This window comes from Streptomyces sp. NBC_01306 (genome assembly GCF_026340465.1).
In the GTDB taxonomy this organism is placed as follows: Bacteria; Actinomycetota; Actinomycetes; order Streptomycetales; family Streptomycetaceae; genus Streptomyces.
The window spans coordinates 7,229,923-7,251,113 of sequence record NZ_JAPEPC010000001.1; the positions used below are offsets into that span (position 1 = coordinate 7,229,923).

Consider the following 21,191-nt stretch of genomic DNA (forward strand, 5'->3'; position numbering starts at 1 on the left):
CTCTCCGCCGGTCACTCGTCCGACTACATACCCCTTGGGGGTATCTCGTCAAGTCGGATCGATGCGACATCGGGACTGGCGTTACGTACCCCCTGGGGGTATGTTGCAACTCCAAGGATACCCCCCTCCGGTATGGGAGCACAGTGATGTCAGACTCAGCCGCACCTCCGCATCCGCGGCGCTGGACCGCGCTCGCAGTGATCGCCCTGGCGCAGTTCATGGTGATCATGGACACGTCGATCATTGGCGTGGCCCTGCCCGATATGCAGCACGACCTGGGGTTCTCGCAGGAGAACCTGTCCTGGGTCTTCAACGCCTACGTCGTGGCGTTCGGCGGGCTCCTGCTCCTCGGCGGCCGGCTGTCGGACCTGTTCGGGGCCAAACGGCTCTTCGTCATCGGCTGGACGGTCCTCGCGGTCGGTTCCCTGACCGCGGGGCTGGCCGGCGAGGTCTGGATCGAGCTGACCGGCCGCGCGCTGCAGGGCATCGGCGCCGCACTGATCGCGCCGTCGGCGCTGACGCTGCTGATGATGCTCTTCGGATCCCGCCCGGCCGAGCTCCCCAAGGCCTTGTCGCTCTACGGTGCGGCAGCCCCGGCGGGCGGCACCGCGGGCGTCTTCCTCGGCGGCCTCATCACCCAGTACGCCAGCTGGCCCTGGGTCTTCTACATCAACATCCCCATCGCGATCGCCGTCCTGGCGATCACGCCGGGCGTCATGCCGTCGGTCCCGGCGCGCCGGGGTTCCATCGACCTCGCCGGAGCCGTCACGGTCACGGCGGGGCTGGCCATTGCCGTCTTCGCGGTGGTCCGTGCCCCCGGAACGGGCTGGGGCTCGCCCAGGACCTGGCTCGTCCTGCTGGCCGGGATCGCCCTGATCGCTGCGTTCGTCGTCATCCAGTCCCGGCGGCGTGAGCCGCTGATGCGGCTCGCCATCCTGCGTTCACCCAATCTGGCGGGTGCCAATATCGCCCAGCTGCTGATGGCCGCCGCCTGGATCCCGATGTGGTTCTTCCTCAACCTCTACCTGCAGCAGGTGCTGGGGCTCGGTGCGTTCGCCTCCGGGGCCGCGCTGCTGCCCATGACGGTCGCGATCATGGTCATGATGATCGTCCTCGCGCCCCGGCTGATGGCCCGGTTCGGCCCCAAGCCGATGATCGTCACAGGGCTGTTCGCGCTGGCCGCCGGCATGGTCTGGCTCTCCTTCGTCCGCGCCGACGGCACCTTCTGGGTCGATGTCCTGCCCGCCTCGCTGCTGGCCGCGGTCGGTATGTCGCTGGCCTTCATCCCCTCGCTCGGTACGGCCCTCTCCAGCGCGCGTCCCGAGGAGGGCGGGCTGGCTTCCGGCATCGTCAACACCAGCTACCAGGTCGGCTCGGCCCTGGGGCTCGCGGCCATGACGGCGGTCGCCGCCGCGCACGGCTCCAACGAACTGGGCCATCCCGAGGCCCTCGCCAACGGCTTCTCCGCCGCGTTCATCGGTGCGGCGGTCCTCGCCGCGGCCGGCGGGGCCGCCTCGCTCCTCACCCTGCGCGGCGCGCCGGCGACCTCCGGAACGGAGGGAGCTGTGCCGCAGGAGCAGCCCGAGGCCGTCTGACGGCCCTGTTCCACCACCCGGGCCGGGCGGCCCGCCGGACGGCATACGACTCCGTCCGGCGGGCCGCCGGACCTGTGGCCTGGGGCTCCGGGGCGGACGTGACAGGATGTCTCCATGTCTAACAACGTTTTCTTCGACATCACCATTAACGGCGAGGCCGCGGGAAGGATCGTCTTCGAGCTCTTCGACGGCGTCGTTCCCAAGACCGCGCAGAACTTCCGCGAGCTCGCCACCGGCCAGCACGGCTTCGGTTACGCGGGCTCGGGCTTCCACCGTGTCATCCCGGAGTTCATGCTCCAGGGCGGCGACTTCACCCGGGGCGACGGCACCGGCGGCAAGAGCATCTACGGCGAGAAGTTCGCCGACGAGAACTTCACGCTGAAGCACGAGCGTCCGTACCTGCTGTCGATGGCCAACGCCGGCCGGAACACCAACGGTTCGCAGTTCTTCATCACCACGGTGGTGACCCCGTGGCTGGACGGCAAGCACGTCGTCTTCGGCGAGGTCATCGAGGGTCAGGACCTCGTGAAGAAGATCGAGTCGCTGGGATCCCGCTCCGGCGGCACCAGCGCGAAGATCGAGATCGCGGCTTCCGGAGTCGTCGAGAAGTAACCCCCCCCTGGGGTTTCTGACGGGGCCCTTCGGGACCCTTCCCGGCACGGACCGGAGATGTCCGGGTGCCTCCGCGACCGCCGCCAGTGCGAGCGGTCGCGGAGCCCCGGACCCGGTCGTGCCTCCTGAGGCTTCACCCACCCGGCGCGGCCAGCACCCGGGCCCGGCAGGCGGACGGGGAGCCCCAGGCCGAGCGCAGGGCGCGGGCCTTGCGGATCCACAGCGACAGGTCGTACTCGGCGGTGTAGCCGATGGCGCCGTGCAGTTGCAGTGCGGTACGGGCCGCCGCGTAGGCCGCCTCGCCCGCCGCCACCTTCGCGGCCGCGACCTCGGCCCCCGCATCCGGCGACCTGCCCGCCAGGGCCACCGCCGCACCGTGCACCAGCGGGCGCGCGAACTCCAGCCCGGTCAGCGCGTCGGCCAGCCGGTGCTTCACGGCCTGGAAAGAGCCGATGGTGGTGGAGAACTGGGTGCGCTGCTTGGCGTAGGCGACTGTCCGCTCGACCAGCGCCAGACCGACCCCCAGCGACTGGGCCGCAGTCGCGAACGCCGCCCAGTCGGCGGCAGCACGGGCCGCCGCGCCGACATCCGCGCCCGACGCGAGCGGGACTCCGCCGGCGATGTGCGGGACCGCGAGCCGCCGGGCCGGATCGACCGAGGGCTGGACGGTGCCGTGCCCGGACGCCGCGTGCAGCTCCGTCTCTCCCTGTCCCACCACGAAGGTGACGTCGGCGGTGTCCACGTCCAGGGCGTACGGGCCGCCCGCCGGCATGGCCAGCGACGCCATCGCCTGACCCGATGCGAGCCGCGGCAGCCAGCGGTCCGCGGTCGCCGTGTCCGGGCACCCTGCGGGCCCGCCGAGAAGGACGCCCGCCGCTACGGTCTCCACCAGTGGTCCCGGTACGGCGTGCCGCCCCAACTCGATGAAGGAGACGGCGAGTTCGACGGGGAGCAGGCCCATGCCCTCGTACTTGTCCGGTACGGCTAGGGCGAAGGCCCCCGCGTCGGCGATCCGCTTCCACAGCGCGCGGCCGGGGCCGGTGTCGCCCGCGCCCCAGGCCCGTACGGCGGCCGGTACGTCGGCCGATGTGAGCATCCGGTCCAGCGTCCGGCCGAACTCGGTCTGTTCGTCGTCCAGCAGGAATTTCATGACCGGCGTCCCTTCGGCAGGCCCAGCAGCCGCTCGGCGATGATGTCGCGCTGGATCTCGTTGGTCCCCGCGTAGATGGGGCCCGCCAGCGAGAAGGTGTAGCCGTCGGCCCAGCTGCCGTCGGCGGGTGCGTCCGCTGCCTCGTCCGAGAGCTCGCCGCGCGGCCCGAGGAGGTCGAGTGCCGTCTCGTGCAGGCTGATGTCCAGCTCCGACCAGAAGACCTTGTTCAGGCTGGACTCGGCGCCGATGGAGCCGCCGGCCGCGATTCGCGAGGCGTTGGCGTAGGTGAACAGCTGGTAGGCGCGCGAGCGGATCACGGCGTCGGCGACCCGGTCGCGCAGCGCGGTGTCGTCCGGGTCGGCCTCGGCGCGCCACAACGCGGTGAGCCGTTCGGCCGCGGCGGTGAAGCGTCCCGGGCTGCGCAGCGTCAGGCCGCGTTCGTTGCCCGCTGTGCTCATCGCGACCTGCCAGCCGCGGTTCGGCTCGCCGATGACGTCGGCGTCGGGCACGAAGACGTCGTCGAGGAAGAGTTCGGCGAAGGCCGGCTTGCCGTCGAGGCGTCCGACGGGCCGTACGGTCACGCCGTCGGCGTCGAGCGGGAACATCAGATAGGTGAGGCCGCGGTGCGGCCGGTCCGCGTCCGGGTCGCTGCGGAAGAGCCCGAAGGCCCGGTCGGCGAAGGCGGCCCGCGACGACCATGCCTTCTGGCCGTTGAGCAGCCAGCCGCCGGCCGTCCGGGTCGCGGTGGAGCGCAGCGAGGCCAGATCCGAGCCGGACTCGGGCTCGGACCAGGCCTGCGCCCAGATCACCTCACCGCTCGCCATGGCGGGCAGGATCCGGGCGCACTGCTCGGGGCTGCCGTGCTCGAAGAGGGTGGGGGCGAGGAGGTTGATGCCGTTCTGGCTGACGCGGCCGGGTGCGCCCGCCGCGAAGTACTCCTCCTCGAAGATCAGCCACTGCAGGATCGAGGCGTCCCGGCCGCCGTGCCGGGCGGGCCAGGAGACCACCGACCAGCGGTCGGCCGAGAGGGTCCCTTCCCAGGAGCGGTGGGCCGCGAAGCCCTCGGCGGTCTCCAGGGAGGGCAGGGGCGAGGCGGGGACGTGTGCGGCGAGCCATTCGCGCGCCTCGGCGCGGAAGGAGTCCTCGGCGGCGGTGAAGTCGAGATCCATCAGCGTCCTGCCTTCTTCATCGCACCGATGTCCATACCGCCGAGCGAGTCGGCCGCCGTCTCGGCGTTGTGCGCGTGGGCGAGATGGTGCAGGCCGAACACCGAGTCGAGACCGGTGTGCAGGCCCTGCAGATCCTCGGCCTGGTTGACCGCGCGCTTGGTCAGGGCCAGCCCCATCCGGGGCATCTCGGCGATGCGCGCAGCGAGTTCACGGGTGCGGTCGGTGAGCTCGGCCGCGGGAACGACCCGGTTGACCATGCCGACCTCGTAGGCGCGCTGCGCGCTCATCCGGTCACCGGTGAAGAGGAACTCCTTGGCGATCCGCGGGGGCATCACCCAGGGGTGGGCGAAGTACTCGACGCCGGGGATCCCCATCCGTACGACCGGGTCCGCGAAGAAGGCGTCGTCGGAGGCGACGATGAGGTCGCAGACCCAGGCGAGCATCAGCCCGCCTGCCACACACGCGCCCTGCACGGAGGCGATCAGCGGCTTCGGCAGCTCGCGCCACCGCCGGCACATGCCCAGATAGACCTCGGACTCCCGGGCGAAACGGCTCTCCGCGCCCGTCTTGTCCGAGTGGTCCCACCAGAGTCCCGCCGTGCGGTCGAAGGGGAGGTGCGCGTCGCGCTCCGGGGTGCCGATGTCGTGCCCCGCGGAGAAGTGCCGGCCGGCGCCCGTCAGGACGACGGCCTTGACCTCGCTGTCGTCGGCGGCGCGGTAGAAGGCGCGGTCGAGTGCGTACGTCATCGCGGAGTTCTGGGCGTTGCGGTAGTCGGGGCGGTTCATGGTGACGAGGGCTATGGGGCCCTGCCGCTCGTAGCGCACCACGGGCTCTTCGTGGTCGGCGGTCATCGGCGGCTCCTTCTCTGGCAGGTATTCTTCCCTAACAAGTGTTTGGTAGGTTAACCTACGGCCATGAGCAGCGTCGAGGAATCCGGCACCGGGACCGCCCGGCAGCGGACCGCATCGCGAGGTGGACATCCGTGAACAAGCCCCCGCAGTACCTCCCCGGGCACCAGCTGCTCGCCGGCCGTACCGCAGTGATCACCGCGGCAGCCGGCGCGGGGATCGGCGGCGCCACCGCGCGCCGGTTCCTGGAGGAGGACGCCCGTGTCGTCCTCGGCGACAGCCACGCCCGCCGCCTCGACGAGACCGTCCGGGCCCTGGCCGATGAGTTCGGCGCCGACCGGGTCGCCGGCGCCGCCTGCGACGTCACCGACGAGGACCAGGTGGGCGCCCTCTTCGACCTGGCCGAGGAACGGCACGGCGGGCTCGACCTCGTCGTCAACAACGCGGGGCTCGGCGGAACCGCCGAGCTGACCGAGATGACCGACGCCCAGTGGGACAAGGTCATCGACGTCACCCTGAACGGGACCTTCCGGTGCACCCGCGCCGCGCTGCGCCGGATGAAGGCCTCCGGCGGCGGGGGAGTCGTCGTCAACAACGCCTCCGTCATCGGCTGGCGCGCCCAGCGCGGACAGGCCCACTACGCGGCCGCGAAGGCCGGCGTGATGGCACTCACCCGCTGCGCCGCCGTGGAGGCCGCCGAGTACGGCGTACGGGTCAACGCGGTCTCGCCCAGCCTGGCCATGCACCCGCACCTGGTGAAGGTCACCACGCCCGAGCTGCTCGAACAGCTCACCGAGGCCGAGGCCTTCGGCCGGTACGCCGAGCCGTGGGAGATCGCCAACGTCATCGTCTTCCTGGCCAGCGGCTACTCCTCGTACATGACGGGCGAGACGGTGTCGGTCAGCAGTCAGCACGCGTGAGCGGGGAACGACAATGGGTCTGTGCCTACAGCCAAGAACGCGCCGGCCGACAACGTGCCGGGCAAGAACGCGACCGCAGCCAAGAAAAAGACCGCGATGAGTCCCTCGCCCGCGCGGCGCAGGGAGCTGCTCGCCACCGCCGCCGAGGTGTTCGCAGCTCAGGGCTACAACGCCACCACGGTGCGGAAGATCGCGGACGAGGCCGGGATCCTGGCCGGCAGCCTCTACTACCACTTCGACTCCAAGGAGTCGATGCTCGATGAAATCCTGACCACCTTCCTGGACGAGCTGTGGGCCCGCTACGACGCCGTACTCGCCTCCGGTCTCGGCCCCAGGGAGACCATCGAAGCCCTTGTGACCGAGTCCTTCCGGGAGATCGACCGGCACCGCGCCGCAGTCGCCATCTACCAGAAGGAATCGAAGTACCTCTCCGTGCAGCCGCGCTTCGGCTATCTCGCCGACTCGCAGGAGAAGTACGAGAAGGCCTGGCTCGGAACGCTCGAACGCGGCGTCTCCGATGGGGCCTTCCGCGGCGATCTCGACGTCCGTCTCACCTACCGCTTCGTGCGCGACACCGTCTGGGTCGCCGCGAGCTGGTACCGGCCGGGCGGACAGCACAGCCCGGAGGAGATCGCCCGCCAGTACCTCGCGATGGTGCTGGAAGGCATCGCGTCCGGGCCGCACCAGGAAACGTAGACCGACCGCCGGTTGCCGGACGGTCGGAACCCCATCAGGTTCCCATGGAGGAGCAGTCATGGCCGAGGCCTACATCGTCGAAGCGGTACGCACCCCGGTCGGGCGGCGCAAGGGCGGGCTCAGCGCCGTCCACCCGGCCGACCTCGGCGCGCATGTGCTCCGGGCGCTCGTGGAGCGCTCCGGTATCGACCCGTCCGCCGTCGAGGACGTCGTGTTCGGCTGCCTGGACACGGTCGGCCCGCAGGCCGGGGACATCGCCCGGACGAGCTGGCTGGCCGCCGGGCTCCCCGAGGAGGTGCCGGGTGTGACCGTCGACCGGCAGTGCGGTTCCTCCCAGCAGGCCGTGCACTTCGCCGCGCAGGGGGTGCTGTCCGGCACCCAGGACCTCGTGGTCGCGGGCGGCACCCAGAACATGTCGATGATTCCCATCGCCTTCGCCAGCCGGCAGGCCGCCGAGCCGCTGGGGCTGACCGAAGGGCCGTACGCCGGGTCCGAGGGGTGGCGGGCGCGCTACGGCGACCAGCCCGTCAACCAGTTCCACGGCGCCGAACTGATCGCCGAGAAGTGGGGCATCTCCCGTACCGACATGGAGGAGTTCGCGCTCCGCTCGCACCAGCGCGCGCTCCGGGCGATCGACGAAGGGCGCTTCGCACGCGAGACGGTCGCCTACGGGGAGGTCACCACCGACGAGGGGCCGCGCCGGGACACCTCACTGGAGAAGATGGCCGGACTGAAGCCGGTTGTCGAAGGCGGCCGGCTCACCGCAGGCGTCTCGTCCCAGGTCTCCGACGGGGCGTCGGCCATGCTGCTCGCATCCGAACGGGCCGTACGCGAGCACGGGCTGACGCCCCGGGCCCGGATCCACCACCTCTCGGTACGCGGCGAGGACCCGATCCGGATGCTGTCCGCGCCCATACCGGCCACGGCGTACGCGCTGAAGAAGGCGGGCATGTCCATGGACGACATCGACCTGGTCGAGATCAACGAGGCGTTCGCGCCTGTGGTGCTGGCCTGGCTGAAGGAGACCGGCACCGATCCGGAGAAGGTCAATGTCAACGGTGGCGCCATCGCACTGGGCCACCCGCTCGGGGCGACCGGCACCAAGCTGATGACGACGCTCCTGCACGAACTGGAGCGCACCGGCGGGCGCTACGGCCTCCAGACCATGTGCGAGGGCGGCGGCCAGGCCAACGTCACCATCATCGAGCGCCTCTGACACGACGGCCCCGTCGGATGCCTCCTACCGGCATCCGACGGGGCTTCCGGCAGGCCTCTCACGCAATGCGGCCGTGCCGTTCCCAGCACCTCCAGGTGCCGGGAACGGCACGGCCGTTGCATGTCCCGGTGTTCTCAGCCGGTCCCGGTGGACGCACCAGGGACGGCGACTCCGGCCTCCAGCGCGGCCAGCGACCGCAGCGTCTCGTGGGCCTCGGACATGATCCGGCCGACGAGCTCGGCACAGGACGGCAGATCGTCGATCAATCCGGCGACCTGCCCCGACGCCATCACCCCCAGATCGGGGCGGCCGTCCACCATCGACGCCTTGAGCATCATCGGTGTGTTGGCGGCCAGCAGCACCTGACTCCAGGTCAGGTCCTTGCCGTGCTTCATGGCCAGGCCGTCGCGGACCATCTCCGCCCAGCCGAGACCGGAGTGCGCCTTGAAACCGGCGGCGTGCCGCAGCGCCCGCAGCAGCGCCGCGGGCCGCCCCGAGCGTTCCAGCGAGGCGACCAGCGGCGTACGGAGCATCCGGTGCGGCAGCCCGTCGACCTTGGTGGTGACGGTGATGTCCTTGACACCCGCCGCGAGATACTCCGCCTTCACCGCGTCCGGCACCGTGCTGTCCGAAGTCAGCAGGAACCGGGTGCCCATCGCCACGCCCGCCGCGCCCTGGGCGAGCGCGGCCACCAGACCGCGGCCGTCACGGAATCCGCCCGCCGCCACGACCGGGATGTCCACCGCGTCGACGACCTGCGGAAGCAGCACCGTGGTGGCGACCTCACCGGTGTGCCCGCCGCCCTCGCCGCCCTGCACGATGACCGCGTCGGCGCCCCACGCGGCCACCTTCTCGGCGTGCCGGCGCGCACCGATGGACGGGATCACCACGACGCCCGCGTCCTTCAGCCGGCCGATCAGGGCCTCGGAAGGGGCGAGCGCGAAGGACGCCACCCGCACGCCCTCCTCGATGATGAGGGCCACCCGGTCCGCGGCGTCGCCCGCGTCGGCCCGGAGGTTGACGCCGAAGGGCTGGTCCGTACGGGACCTGACCTCGCGCACCGCCGAGCGCAGCTGCTCCAGCGTCATGGTCGCGGAGGCCAGGATGCCCAGCGCCCCGGCGTTGGCCGACGCCGACACCAGACGGGGCCCCGCCACCCACCCCATGCCGGTCTGCACGACCGGATGGCGCACGCCGACCAGCTCGGTGAGCGGGGTGGAGAGCGTGGCGGCCGGGCCCGTACCGCCGCTGTCCCCGGTCACGTACGCACCTCACGGTTGCGCAGCCCCGCAGGGTCGATGACCGTACGGATCAGCCGGAGTTCCTCCGCGCTCGGCTCGCGGGTACGGGGTACGTCGTCGGCGATCGTGAGCGGGAAGCCGGTGGCCTCGCGCACCTGGTCCGCGCCCACCCCGGGGTGCAGCGAGCGTACGCGCAGTGTGCGGTCCGGTGTCTCGAAGTCCAGCACCGCCAGATCGGTGACGACCCGGCGCAGTTCGTGGAATCGGGTGGCCGAAGGGCCCGCGGCGGCGGCGCGGTCGTGGCCGACACCGCTGACCATGTCGACCTTGTCGACGAACACCCGGGTGGAGTGCCGCGGCACCCAGTAACTCGTCGGGTTGTTGATGGTGTTGACCGGGGCGCCGCGCACACCCAGCAGCTGCCTGGCGGGCTGCTTCCAGTCGCCGATGCAGCTGATGTTCTGGTTGCCGTGCCGGTCGAGCTGGCTGGCGCCCATCATCACGTGCCGCTTGCCGCCGGTCACCATGGAGAGGTGCCGCCGGTACGGCAGCCAGCCCTCGACGACCTCCGGCGTGGCGCCGATGGCGGGGACATCGCCGATCACCAGCGCCTCGCCGTCGGTGAGCAGCAGGTCGGGGGAGAAGGTCAGCCGGGCGAGCCGGGCACCGACAGCGGGCACGGTCCCCATCGGGCTGGCCAGGATCTCGCCGTCCCCCCGCCAGGCCTCGGCGCAGGCGATGACGCAGTACTCGGCGCGGGTGACATCGCTCCGCTCATCGGCGGTGGCGTCCTGTGTGCTCATGCGCCCTCCTCGGCGAACGCCGCGACCGCGGCCTGATAGGTGTCCTCGTCCCCGGACAGGAAGCGTGCGGTGAACTCCCGCCAGGCGTCCGGATCCGCGGCGGCCTTGGCGTACGCCGCCTGGAACGGCTCGTCGCGTCCGTAGTCCGGCATGCAGGAGGTGAAGTGCGCCCCGTTCGGGGTCTCGACGACCCCGGTCACCGACTGCCGCCCCACCAACAGGGTCTGCGGCGCGCCCGCATCGGCGAACTCCGTGCTCGGCACGATGCGTTCGCACGAGACGTACGCCTCGGTCGCCGCGTCGCAGAAGAGGTCGTCGAAGTACGGGTCGGGGCCCAGGTACTGGGCGTTGCCCCGTGCGTCGGCCCGGTTGAGGTGGACGAGCGCGGCGTCCATCCGCAGCGCGGGCACGGCCACCAGTTCCTCGCCGTCCGCGTACGGCGAAGTGACCGTACGCAGCTCGGGGTTGACCCGCATCACGTCCGAGCCGAGACCGGCCCGCACCGGCAGGAACGGCAGCCGGTGGGTGGCCGCGGTCAGCCCCCACATGAACATCGACTCGTCCAGCTCGGTCAGCTCGAAGTCACCGCGCTGGCGCGCCGCACGGAAGTGCGGCTCCAGCGGGATGGAGTCGAGCGTGGTGAAGGCGGCCACCAGCTTGCGGATCTTCCCGGCGGCGGCCAGCAGGCCCACATCGGGGCCGCCGTACGAGATGACGGTCAGATCGGTGACGTCCGACCGCAGCAGGGCCCGGACGAGCGCCATGGGCTTGCGCCGGGAGCCCCAGCCGCCGATCCCGATCGTCATGCCGCTGCGCAGCCGGCCGGCGACCTCGTCCGGCGACATGATCTTTCCGGTCTGCCCGGTCTCCCCGGGTGTGTCGCTGCTCACGACTTCTCCTTGCTTCCGAAGGTGTCACGGACCCGGTCGGCGACGCCGATCAGGTTGGCCTCGAAGGTGAAGCCCTGCTCGAAGCGGTAGCTGCGGCGGACGTCGACCGGGTCGATCCCGTTGATGGCCGCCTTCGCGAGGCGGATCAGAGTGCCGTCCTTGGCGGCGATCTCCGCCGCCAGCCGTACGGCCGCGTCCAGCACCTCCGCGCGCGGGACGATCTCCCACACCGAGCCGTGGTGGTGCAGTTCCTGCGCGGTGGCGGTGCGCGAGGTGTAGTAGAGGGTGCGCATCAGATGCTGCGGGACCAGGCGCGCGAGGTGGGTCGCGGCGCCGAGCGCGCCCCGGTCCAGCTCGGGGAGGCCGAAGGTCGCGTCGTCGCTCGCCACGATGGCGTCCGCGTTGCCCACCAGGCCGATACCGCCGCCCAGGCAGAAGCCCGCCACGGCCGCGACCACCGGGACCTCGCACTCGTACACCGCGGCGAACGCCTCGGCGCAGCCGCGGTTGGCGCCCACCAGTGCCTCATGGCCGTCGGTGCGCTGCATTTCCTTGATGTCGACTCCGGCGTTGAATCCGCGCCCGGCCGCGGCGAGCACCACGCAGCGCACGGACGGGTCGGCGCCCGCGGCGCGCACGGCCGCTGCCAGGTCGTACCAGCCCTGTACGGGCAGGGCGTTGACCGGAGGGAAGTCGACGGTGACCACGGTTACGCCGCTGAGCGGGCTTGAGGTGGAGACACCCATGAGCAGATCAGCTACCTTTCCACCAAACATTTGTTAGGTGAGAAGGTAGCAGTGGTTCGCGTACCGCGGGAGGGGGCGCCCGGCGTCCTTGCCCGTACGACTGCCGACGAAGCCGAAGAGACGAAGCCGAAGAAGCGAAGAGGAGAAGTGGGATGACGTCACAGAACGTGCAAGGCGCGACGGACGGCACGGCCGGGAACGGCGGAGGAATCTGCGCGGGGCGGGTCGCCGTCGTCACCGGGGCGGGCCGGGGCCTGGGCCGCGCCCACGCGCGCGCCCTGGCGGCCGAGGGCGCCCGGGTCGTCGTCAACGACCTGGGGGTCGGGCTCGACGGCGCGGGCGGCTCGGCGGGCCCCGCACAGGAGGTCGTGGACGAGATCGTCGCGGCGGGCGGCGAGGCCGTCGCGCACGGTGGGGACATCGCCACGACGGACGGTGCGGCCTCCCTGGTCACCGCCGCGCTCGACGCCTTCGGGCGGCTGGACATCCTGGTGAACAACGCCGGGTTCCTGCGGGACAAGATGCTCGTCAACCTGGACGAGGAGAGCTGGGACGCGGTCATGCGGGTCCACCTCAAGGGTCACTTCCTGGCGCTCAAGCACGCCGGGGCGCACTGGCGCGCGGAGGCCAAGGCGGGGCGGATGCCGCAGGCCCGGGTGATCAACACCAGTTCGGGTGCCGGGCTGCTCGGCAGTGTGGGGCAGGGCAACTACACGGCGGCCAAGGCCGGGATCCTGGGGCTGACCCTGGTCGCCGCTGCCGAACTGGGCCGCTACGGCGTCCAGGTCAACGCCATCGCCCCCGCCGCCCGCACCCGGATGACGGAGACGGTCTTCGCTGACGCCATGGCGGCGTCCGGCGACGGCGGCTTCGACGCGATGGCCCCCGAGAACGTCTCGCCGCTCGTGGTCTGGCTGGCCTCCGGAGCGTCCGGCGGAGTCTCCGGCCGGGTCTTCGAGGCGGAGGCCGGGCGGATCACCGTCATGGAGGGCTGGCGGCCGGGGCCCGGCGCCGACAAGGGGGCGCGCTGGACGCCGGCCGAGGCGGGCGAGGCGGCGCTGCGGCTGCTCGCCGCCGCCGAGCCGCCGCAGCCGGTGTACGGCGCGCAGTGAGCATCGCCGTGCGGGCGCCCGTTCGTGGCGCCCGCACGGCGGTCGGCCCGGCGCCGGGCCGGTCGCGGCCCGTCAGCCTGCGGCCGTGTCGGCGGAGCGCGCCGCGAGGTAGCGGCCCGGTACGTCGCCGCCCCCGTGGACGGCGAGATCGGCGCCGTTCACGTACGACGCCTGAGGGCCCGCCAGGAACAGGCAGGCGTCGGCCACGTCGGACGGCACGGCCATCCGCCCCATCGGGATGGTCCGCGCCACCGCCGCACCTCCGTCGCTGCCGTAGACGGCCGCCGCGTTCGAGGTGCGGATCAGCCCGGTGGTGATGTGGTTGACGCGGACCAGCGGCGCCCACTCCAGTGCCAGGGCGCGGGTCAGGCCGAGCAGTCCGGCCTTGGCGGCCGAGTAGGCGGCCGTGCCCGGCTGCGGATCGTGGCCCGAGACGCTGCCGATGTTCACGACCGAGCCGCCCTCGTCCTGCGTCCGCATGACGCGGTTGGCCGCCTGGGCCGTGTAGAAGGGCGCCAGCAGATTGAGTGCGACGATCCGCTCGACGAACCGCGGCGAGACGGTGGCGGCGTCCGAATCGGGCGAGCCCCCCGCGTTGTTGACGAGCGTGTCCAGCCGGCCGAACCGGGCCGCCGCGTGCTCGATGAGGCCGGCCGCCGCGTCGGGGTCGCGTACGTCCGCCGCGAGGAAGGCCGCGGTGCGTCCGCCGGCGGCGGGCAGGGAATCCGGTTCACCGCGGCCGCACACGAGGACCTCGGCCCCCGCGCCGAGGAACGCCTCGGCGATCGCGTGTCCGATTCCCTTGGTGCCGCCCGTGACGACGACTGCCCGTCCGGTGAAGTCCGCCGGGTTCCTGATGGTCATGAGCCGCCTCCGTGCCGTCCGGGCCCGGCTGTGCCTTGGACGGCCGGGAGCTGGTGCGACATCAACCTACCAAGCGTTAGGTAGGTGGACTAGAGTGCACTGGATTACGAGCTTTCATTCCGAGAATTCCTACGACGAGGGGTCTCCATGACGCAGGACGAGCCGGCCCGTACTGTTCCCGGCGTGCTGGCCACGACGGCCCGCAGCCACCCGGACACCGAGGCGCTCGTCGACGGCGCGACCCGGCTGACGTACGGCGAACTGGCCGCGCGGGTGCGGCGCGCCACCGCCGCCCTGATGGCGTCGGGCGTCGTCCCCGGCGACCGGGTGGCCGTCTGGGCCCCCAACGGGCACCGCTGGGTGGTGGCCGCACTCGGGGCGCTCGGTGCGGGGGCCGTGCTGGTGCCGGTCAACACCCGCTACAAGGGCGAGGAAGCGGGCTGGCTGCTCGCCAGGAGCGGGGCCAGGACCCTGTTCGTGGACAACGGCTTCCTGGGCCACGACTACCTCGGCTACCTCGGCGGGCTGCCGGGCGCCCCGGAGACCGGGCCCGGAGACGGCGGTCCGGCCGCTGCCGCTGCCGCTCCCGCTGCCTCCGAGGACGACGGTCCCGGCGCCGCTGTACGCGGCACGGGGCCGGTCCCCGCGCTGCCCGCACTGCTCGACGTGGTGCTCATCGGGGACGGCGCGGCCCCCGGGGCGCGCGGCTGGCAGGAGTTCCTGGCCGCGGGCGGGCCCGTGTCCGGCGCGGCTGCCGACGCACGGGCCGCCGCGGTCGGCGAAGAGGACGCCTGCGACATGTTCTTCACCTCGGGCACCACCGGCAGACCGAAGGGCGCACTGACGGCACACGGCCAGAACATCCGCGCCTTCGACGCCTGGAGCGAGCGGGCCGGGCTGCGCCACGGGGACCGGTATCTCATCGTCAACCCTCTCTTCCACACCTTCGGGTACAAGGCCGGAGTCCTCGCCTGTCTGGGCCGGGCGGCCACGATGGTGCTCCAGCCGGTCTTCGACGTACGGGAGACTCTGCGGCTGGTGAGCGAGGAGAAGGTGACCGTGCTGCCCGGTCCGCCCGCCATCTACACGTCGATCCTCGACCACCCGGACCGCCACGCCTACGACACCTCGTCGCTGCGCCTGGCCGTCACCGGCGCTTCCGTCGTACCCGTCGCACTGGTCGAGCGGATGCGGGAGGAACTGAAGCTGACCGTGCTCACCGCGTACGGCCTCACCGAGTCGTGCGGCATGGTCTCCATGTGCACCGCCGACGACGACGCGCGGACCGTCGCCCGGACCTCCGGCCGGGCTGTCGACGGCGTGGACCTCTGTGTGGTGGACGCGGCGGGCAACCCGCTCGGGGCCGGTGAGAACGGCGAGATCGTGGTGGGCGGATACAACGTGATGCGCGGGTACTTCGAGGATCCCGCCGCGACCGCCGAGGCGATCGACGCGCAGGGCCGCCTCCACACCGGCGACGTCGGGTGCCTCGACGCCGAAGGCAACCTCACCGTCACCGGACGGCTCAAGGACATGTTCCTGGTCGGCGGGTTCAACGTGTACCCCGCCGAGATCGAGCAACTGCTCGCGCGCCACGGGCAGATCTCCGAGGCCGCCGTCGTCGGGATACCGGATCCGAGGCTGGGCGAGGTGGGCCGGGCCTATGTCACGGCCCGGCCGGGCGAGCGGCCGGATCCCGCGGAGGTGATCGCCTTCTGCCGGGAGCGGCTGGCCAACTTCAAGGTGCCGCGCGAGGTCGTGGTCCTCGACCGGTTCCCGCGCAACGCCATGGGGAAAGTCCTCAAGACCGCCCTGGACAGGAGCTGACCGCGATGCACGCCGCCAAATACCGGATCCCGCCGGGTGAGTTCACCGCTGTACGGGGAGCCACGGCGTGAGCGCGCCGTCGCGCACCCCGGCGGGTGCCTGGCGCGGCCGTGAGCTGGGAGAGCGCACCGTCAGCTACGACGAGCGCGACGCGATCCTCTACGCCCTCGCGATCGGCGCCGAAGCCACCGACCTGGACCTGGTCTTCGAGGAACGGCTGCGGGTGCTGCCCACCTTCGCGCTCACCCTCGCCCAGTGGGCGCCCGACGCACTCGGCTCGCTGGGCGCGTTCGACATCCGTACCGCGGTCCACGGTGCCCAGCGGCTCCAGGTGAAGGCACCGCTGCCGCGCTCCGGCAAGCTGTCCATGCGCGCGTACGTGAGCGAGGTCTGGGACAAGGGATCGGCCGCGGTGTTCGAGGTCGTCGTGGTCAGCGACTGCTCCGTCGCCACCTGGTCGCTCTTCGCCCCGGGATGCGGCGGCTTCGGCGGCGAACGCGGCCCGGCCGCACCGTCCGCCCCGCCGGAACCGCCCGGCCACCGGGCCGAGGTGGCGACCGCCCCGAACCAGGCGGCGCTCTACCGGCTGCTCGGTGACCGCCACGCCATGCACATCGACCCGGACGCCGCACGGGCGGCCGGGCAGCCGAGGCCGTTCCTGCACGGGCTGTGCTCGATGGCGGCCGCGACGCTGCCGCTGGCCCGGGCGGTCGGCGCTCATCCGGCCGATCTGGTCCGCCTCGAAGGCCGCTTCGCGGCCCCGGTGTTCCCGGGGGACCGCCTCACGGCACACGCCTGGGAGCCCGCGGGTCCGGAGGCGCGCCCGCCTGCCGGCGCGCACCCGGCGCCGCCCGCCGAACTGCGCTTCGAACTCCTCGGCGGCGGCCGCTCAGTGGTGTCCGGCGGACGGGCCGGGTTCAGCGCCTGACCGCACCGGCCGGAGCGGTGTAAGTGCACGGTGAGTGAGCCGGGTCACTTTCTGTTGATGTTCAGGCATAGGTAAAGGCCAATCGGGGAGGTGACCGGACCACTGGTCGAACCAGTGGATTCAGTTGAGTGAGGAAAGGCAGAACACACGTGTCGGCAAGCGAGACCATTCATGTAGACGGGATGTGGCGGGGCGCCGCATCCGGCGCCACACGGGAGGTCATCGACCCCGCCGACGCGAAGACCCTGCAAGTCGTCGCCGAAGGCGGCGCGGAGGACGCGGACGCCGCCGTACTGGCCGCGCACACCGCCTTCGCCGGCGGCCGGGGCGACTGGCCCCTCACGCCGGTGTCCGAACGCGCCGCGCTGCTGCGCCGGGTCGCCGGGCTGCTCCAGCGCGACCGCGAGGAGATCGCGCTCATCGAGAGCCGCGACACCGGCAAGACCCTGGAGGAGGGCCGGGTCGACGTCGACGACGTCACCAACGCCTTCCGGTACTTCGCCGATCTGGTGCTGAACGAGAGCGGCGGCCGGGTCGTCGACGCCGGATCGCCCGACGTCCACAGCGTCGTCGTCCATGAGCCGGTCGGCGTCTGCGCCCTGATCACCCCCTGGAACTACCCGCTGCTGCAGGCCAGCTGGAAGATCGCACCGGCGCTCGCCGCGGGCAACACCTTCGTGATCAAGCCCAGCGAGGTCACCCCGCTCTCCACCGTCCACCTGGTGAAGCTCCTGGCGGAGGCCGGCCTGCCCGCCGGAGTGGCCAACATCGTCACCGGCCCCGGAGTACCCGTGGGGGCCAGGCTCGCCGAACACCCGCAGGTCGACCTGTTCTCCTTCACCGGGGGACTGGCCAGCGGTACCACGGCCGCGAGTTCGGCCGTCGCCGGAGCGAAGAAGATCGCCCTGGAGCTGGGCGGCAAGAACCCCAATGTCGTCTTCGCCGACGCCTGCTCCACCGAGGAAGGCTTCGACACCGCCGTGGACCAGGCGCTGAACGCCGCCTTCATCCACAGCGGCCAGGTCTGCTCGGCCGGTGCCAGGCTCATCATCGAGGAGTCCGTCCGGGACCGCTTCGTCGCCGAACTGGCCCGCCGCGCCGAGCGGATCAGACTCGGCCGCGGCACCGCCGAAGGCGTCGAGTGCGGGCCGCTGGTCTCCCAGCAGCAGCTGGACAAGGTCGAGGCGTACGTGGCGTCGGCCCTGGCCGAAGGAGCGCAGCTGCGCTGCGGCGGCAAGCGCCCCGAGCCGTCCGACGAGCGGCCCGCCACCGGTTACTTCTACGCGCCCACCGTCCTCGACGGCTGCCACCGCTCCATGAAGGTCGTACGTGAGGAGACCTTCGGCCCGATCCTGACCGTCGAGACCTTCCGTGACGAGGAGGAGGCGGTGACACTGGCCAACGACACCGAGTACGGACTGGCCGGCGCCGTCTGGTCGGCCGACACCGCCCGCGCCCGCCGCGTCGCAGCCCGGCTCCGGCACGGCACTGTCTGGATCAACGACTACCACCCCTACCTCCCGCAGGCGGAGTGGGGCGGTTTCGGCAAGTCCGGCATCGGCCGCGAGCTGGGCCCCACCGGCCTGGACGAGTACCGCGAGTCCAAGCACATCTACGAGAACCTCCGGCCCGCACCGGTCCGCTGGTTCACGGGCTGACTGCCCGTCTGTTCGCAGCGCCGCTTACCACCGTCAGCACTTTGCAGAAGGAGCAACGCCTCATGCCTCCGGAGATCTCCACGGTCGCCGCCGACTACGTCATAGTCGGCGGTGGCACCGCGGGTTCGGTGATCGCCTCCCGGCTCACCGAGGATCCCGCCGTCAGCGTCGTCGTCGTCGAGGGCGGCCCGACCGACATCGACCGCGACGACGTCCTCACCCTGCGCCGCTGGCTCGGTCTGCTCGGTGGCGACCTGGACTACGCGTACCCCACCACTGAGCAGCCGCGCGGCAATTCGCACATCCTGCACAGCCGCGCCAAGGTGCTCGGCGGCTGTTCCTCGCACAACACCCTGATCTCGTTCAAGCCGCTGCCCGGAGACTGGGACGAGTGGTCCGAGCACGGCGCGGCCGGCTGGGACGCGAAGTCCATGGACCCGTACTTCTCCAAGCTCCGCAACAACATCGTCGCGGTGGACGAGAAGGACCGGAACGCCATCGCCAGCGACTTCGTCGCCGCGGCCCAGCAGGCGGCCGGTGTCCCGCGCGTGGAGGGCTTCAACAAGAAGCCCTTCCACGAGGGCGTCGGCTTCTTCGACCTCGCCTACCACCCGGAGAGCAACAAGCGCTCCTCCGCCTCGGTCGCCTACCTCCACCCGCACATCGAGGCCGGCGACCGGCCCAACCTCACCATCATGCTGGAGACCTGGGCCCACCGGCTCGAACTGGACGGCAACCGTGCCACCGGTGTGCACGTGCGCACCAAGGACGGCGAAGAGGTCCTGCTGCGGGCCGGCCGCGAAGTGCTGGTCTGCGCGGGCGCCGTGGACACCCCGCGGCTGCTGATGCTGTCGGGCATCGGCCCGAAGCAGGACCTGGAAGCCCTCGGCATTCCCGTCGTGCACGACCTGCCGGGCGTCGGCGAGAACCTCCTCGACCACCCCGAGTCCGTCATCGTGTGGGAGACCGACGGGCCCATCCCGGAGAACTCGGCGATGGACTCCGACGCCGGACTCTTCGTCCGCCGCGACCCCGGATCGCGCGGCCCTGACCTGATGTTCCACTTCTACCAGATCCCCTTCACCGACAACCCGGAGCGGCTGGGCTACGAGAAGCCCGAGCACGGTGTGTCGATGACACCCAACATCCCCAAGCCGCGCAGCCGCGGCCGCCTCTACCTCACCAGCGCCGACCCCGAGGTCAAACCGGCCCTGGACTTCCGGTACTTCACCGACGAGGACGACTACGACGGCCGGACGCTGGTCGACGGCATCCGCCTCGCCCGCGAGATCGCGAAGACCGAACCGCTCGCCCACTGGCTCAAGCGCGAGGTCTGCCCGGGTCCCGATGTCACGTCCGACGAGGACATCAGCGAGTACGCCCGCAAGGTCGCGCACACCGTCTACCACCCGGCGGGCACCTGCCGGATGGGCGCCCCCGACGACGCCCTCGCCGTGGTCGACCCCGAGCTGCGGATCCGCGGACTGGCCGGTATCCGTATCGCCGACGCGTCCGTCTTCCCGACGATGCCGTCGGTCAACCCCATGATCGGAGTCCTCATGGTCGGCGAGAAGTGCGCCGAACTGCTGGCCGCCACCCCTGCCCAGGGAGGTACGGCATGACAGCGACCGGCACCCCGGCCGCCTCCGGCGACGCCGGACGGCACAGCGGCGAACCGACGACGCCCGCATCGGAGGCGAAGCCCGCATCGGACGCGAAGCCCGCATCGGACGCCGCGCCCGCATCGGACGTGACGCCTGTATCGGACGTGACGCCCGCATCGGACGCTGCCGCCGCACCGGCGGACGAGAAGCGCGGCACCGTCTTCTCCGTACGCAATCTGTGGAAGGTCTTCGGCCCCCGCGCCGACCGGATCCCCGGTGACAGCGCGCTGACCGGGCTGACCGGCGAGGAGCTGCGCCTGCGCACCGGCTGCACCGCCGCCGTGCGCGACGTCTCCTTCGACGTCCACGAGGGCGAGGTCTTCGTGGTCATGGGCCTGTCCGGCTCCGGCAAGTCGACGCTCGTGCGCTGTCTGACCCGGCTCATCGAGCCCACCAGCGGCGACCTCACCATGGACGGTGAGGACGTCCGCGCCATGGACAGGACCAAGCTGCGCGAACTGCGCCGCCACCGCGCCGCCATGGTCTTCCAGCACTTCGGCCTGCTCCCGCACCGCACGGTCCTGGACAACGTCGCCTACGGGCTGGAGATCCAGGGCGTCGGCCGGGCCGAACGCCGCACCAAGGCGGCCGAGTTCATCGAGAAGGTCGGCCTCACGGGCCTGGAGCACCGGCGGCCGAGCGAACTCTCCGGCGGCCAGCAGCAGCGGGTCGGCCTGGCCCGCGCGCTCGCCGTGGACCCCGAAGTCCTCCTCTTCGACGAGCCGTTCAGCGCGCTCGACCCGCTCATCCGGCGGGACATGCAGCAGGAGGTCGTCCGGCTGCACAAGGACGAGGGCCGCACCATGGTCTTCATCACCCACGACCTGTCCGAGGCGCTGACCCTGGGCGACCGCATCGCGCTGATGCGCGACGGCCGGATCGTGCAGCTCGGCACGCCGGAGGAGATCGTCGGCTCACCGGCCGACGACTACGTACGCGACTTCGTACGCGACGTGCCGCGCGAGCAGGTCCTCACCGTCCGCCGGGCCATGCGCCCCGCACAGGACGGCGAGGCCGGCGAGGGCGAGTCGGTGCCCGCCGGCACGCTCATATCCGACGCCATCGACACCGTCGTCCGCTCCGGAGGCGCCGTCCGCGTCGTCGAGGGGGACCGGTGCCTGGGCATCGTGGACCACGCCTGTCTGCTCGCCGTCGTGGCCCGTCTCGACGAGAGCCCGGCCGAGAGCGGAGTGGCCGCCTGATGCGTACGCTCCACGCGCCCGCGCGCCTGCTCCACCCGGCCACCCGGAGG

19 protein-coding genes are annotated in these 21,191 nt (G+C 71.8%); 11 read left to right on the plus strand and 8 right to left on the minus strand.

Features of this window, described 5'->3' with window-relative positions; genetic code table 11:
* The first annotated feature begins 146 nt into the window (after positions 1 to 146).
* Both OG385_RS32105 and OG385_RS32110 read left to right on the plus strand, forming a co-directional pair.
* Positions 147 to 1,595, plus strand: coding sequence for an MFS transporter (locus tag OG385_RS32105; protein WP_266860155.1), 1,449 nt, complete (start codon positions 147 to 149; stop codon positions 1,593 to 1,595).
* A 114-nt stretch (positions 1,596 to 1,709) separates the two neighbouring features.
* Positions 1,710 to 2,207: a peptidylprolyl isomerase gene (locus OG385_RS32110; RefSeq protein WP_266860157.1), complete on the plus strand. Its 498-nt coding sequence runs from the start codon at positions 1,710 to 1,712 to the stop codon at positions 2,205 to 2,207.
* Between the two features lie 133 nt (positions 2,208 to 2,340).
* Here the strand turns inward: OG385_RS32110 and OG385_RS32115 are convergent, their stop codons facing one another.
* The 3 genes from OG385_RS32115 to OG385_RS32125 are packed head-to-tail and all read right to left on the minus strand — an operon-like array spanning position 2,341 to position 5,377.
* On the minus strand, positions 2,341 to 3,357 hold the full coding sequence (locus tag OG385_RS32115; protein ID WP_266860159.1) for an acyl-CoA dehydrogenase family protein: 1,017 nt from the start codon (positions 3,355 to 3,357) through the stop codon (positions 2,341 to 2,343).
* Positions 3,354 to 4,526, minus strand: coding sequence for an acyl-CoA dehydrogenase family protein (locus OG385_RS32120; RefSeq protein ID WP_266860161.1), 1,173 nt, complete (start codon positions 4,524 to 4,526; stop codon positions 3,354 to 3,356). The genes OG385_RS32115 and OG385_RS32120 overlap by 4 nt, the downstream gene beginning before the upstream one ends.
* Positions 4,526 to 5,377 carry an enoyl-CoA hydratase gene (locus OG385_RS32125; RefSeq protein ID WP_266860163.1) on the minus strand — a complete coding sequence of 284 codons (852 nt, stop codon included), beginning with the start codon at positions 5,375 to 5,377 and terminating at the stop codon, positions 4,526 to 4,528. Before OG385_RS32125 ends, OG385_RS32120 begins: the two co-directional genes overlap by 1 nt.
* 131 nt (positions 5,378 to 5,508) lie before the next feature.
* Between OG385_RS32125 and OG385_RS32130 the strand changes: the two genes are divergently transcribed.
* From OG385_RS32130 to OG385_RS32140, 3 genes are all read left to right on the plus strand, one after another.
* Positions 5,509 to 6,294, plus strand: a complete 786-nt coding sequence (locus OG385_RS32130; RefSeq protein ID WP_266860165.1) for an SDR family oxidoreductase — start codon at positions 5,509 to 5,511, stop codon at positions 6,292 to 6,294.
* A 96-nt stretch (positions 6,295 to 6,390) separates the two neighbouring features.
* Positions 6,391 to 6,990: a TetR/AcrR family transcriptional regulator gene (locus OG385_RS32135; RefSeq protein ID WP_266861295.1), complete on the plus strand. Its 600-nt coding sequence runs from the start codon at positions 6,391 to 6,393 to the stop codon at positions 6,988 to 6,990.
* Between the two features lie 58 nt (positions 6,991 to 7,048).
* Entirely contained in the window at positions 7,049 to 8,206 is a 1,158-nt protein-coding gene (locus OG385_RS32140; RefSeq protein ID WP_266860167.1) for an acetyl-CoA C-acetyltransferase, read from the plus strand.
* A gap of 134 nt (positions 8,207 to 8,340) precedes the next feature.
* Here OG385_RS32140 and OG385_RS32145 read toward each other — a convergent pair whose 3' ends face one another.
* Genes OG385_RS32145 through OG385_RS32160 form a run of 4 tightly spaced genes read right to left on the minus strand, consistent with a single transcriptional unit; the run spans position 8,341 to position 11,886 of the window.
* Positions 8,341 to 9,468 (minus strand): nitronate monooxygenase family protein, encoded by a 1,128-nt coding sequence (locus OG385_RS32145; protein WP_266860169.1) that lies wholly within the window; start codon positions 9,466 to 9,468, stop codon positions 8,341 to 8,343.
* Positions 9,465 to 10,250 carry a CoA-transferase subunit beta gene (locus tag OG385_RS32150; RefSeq protein ID WP_266860171.1) on the minus strand — a complete coding sequence of 262 codons (786 nt, stop codon included), beginning with the start codon at positions 10,248 to 10,250 and terminating at the stop codon, positions 9,465 to 9,467. Before OG385_RS32150 ends, OG385_RS32145 begins: the two co-directional genes overlap by 4 nt.
* On the minus strand, positions 10,247 to 11,095 hold the full coding sequence (locus OG385_RS32155; RefSeq protein ID WP_266861296.1) for a CoA transferase subunit A: 849 nt from the start codon (positions 11,093 to 11,095) through the stop codon (positions 10,247 to 10,249). The genes OG385_RS32150 and OG385_RS32155 overlap by 4 nt, the downstream gene beginning before the upstream one ends.
* 41 nt (positions 11,096 to 11,136) lie before the next feature.
* Positions 11,137 to 11,886, minus strand: coding sequence for an enoyl-CoA hydratase family protein (locus tag OG385_RS32160; protein ID WP_266860173.1), 750 nt, complete (start codon positions 11,884 to 11,886; stop codon positions 11,137 to 11,139).
* A gap of 152 nt (positions 11,887 to 12,038) precedes the next feature.
* Between OG385_RS32160 and OG385_RS32165 the strand changes: the two genes are divergently transcribed.
* Positions 12,039 to 12,998, plus strand: coding sequence for an SDR family oxidoreductase (locus OG385_RS32165; protein ID WP_266860175.1), 960 nt, complete (start codon positions 12,039 to 12,041; stop codon positions 12,996 to 12,998).
* Positions 12,999 to 13,070: 72 nt separating this feature from the next.
* Here the strand turns inward: OG385_RS32165 and OG385_RS32170 are convergent, their stop codons facing one another.
* On the minus strand, positions 13,071 to 13,862 hold the full coding sequence (locus OG385_RS32170) for an SDR family oxidoreductase (protein ID WP_266860177.1): 792 nt from the start codon (positions 13,860 to 13,862) through the stop codon (positions 13,071 to 13,073).
* 147 nt (positions 13,863 to 14,009) lie between these two features.
* Between OG385_RS32170 and OG385_RS32175 the strand changes: the two genes are divergently transcribed.
* The 5 genes from OG385_RS32175 (at position 14,010) to OG385_RS32195 (ending at position 21,141) form a co-directional block, all read left to right on the plus strand.
* Positions 14,010 to 15,689, plus strand: coding sequence for an AMP-binding protein (locus tag OG385_RS32175; RefSeq protein ID WP_266860179.1), 1,680 nt, complete (start codon positions 14,010 to 14,012; stop codon positions 15,687 to 15,689).
* A gap of 67 nt (positions 15,690 to 15,756) precedes the next feature.
* Positions 15,757 to 16,617: a MaoC/PaaZ C-terminal domain-containing protein gene (locus OG385_RS32180; protein WP_266860181.1), complete on the plus strand. Its 861-nt coding sequence runs from the start codon at positions 15,757 to 15,759 to the stop codon at positions 16,615 to 16,617.
* Positions 16,618 to 16,799: 182 nt separating this feature from the next.
* A complete protein-coding gene (locus OG385_RS32185; protein WP_266861298.1) occupies positions 16,800 to 18,275 on the plus strand; it encodes an aldehyde dehydrogenase family protein in 1,476 nt (491 codons plus the stop codon).
* 62 nt (positions 18,276 to 18,337) lie between these two features.
* Positions 18,338 to 19,897, plus strand: a complete 1,560-nt coding sequence (locus OG385_RS32190; RefSeq protein WP_266860183.1) for a GMC family oxidoreductase — start codon at positions 18,338 to 18,340, stop codon at positions 19,895 to 19,897.
* A complete protein-coding gene (locus OG385_RS32195; protein WP_266860185.1) occupies positions 19,894 to 21,141 on the plus strand; it encodes a glycine betaine/L-proline ABC transporter ATP-binding protein in 1,248 nt (415 codons plus the stop codon). Before OG385_RS32190 ends, OG385_RS32195 begins: the two co-directional genes overlap by 4 nt.
* Positions 21,142 to 21,191 lie beyond the last annotated feature (50 nt).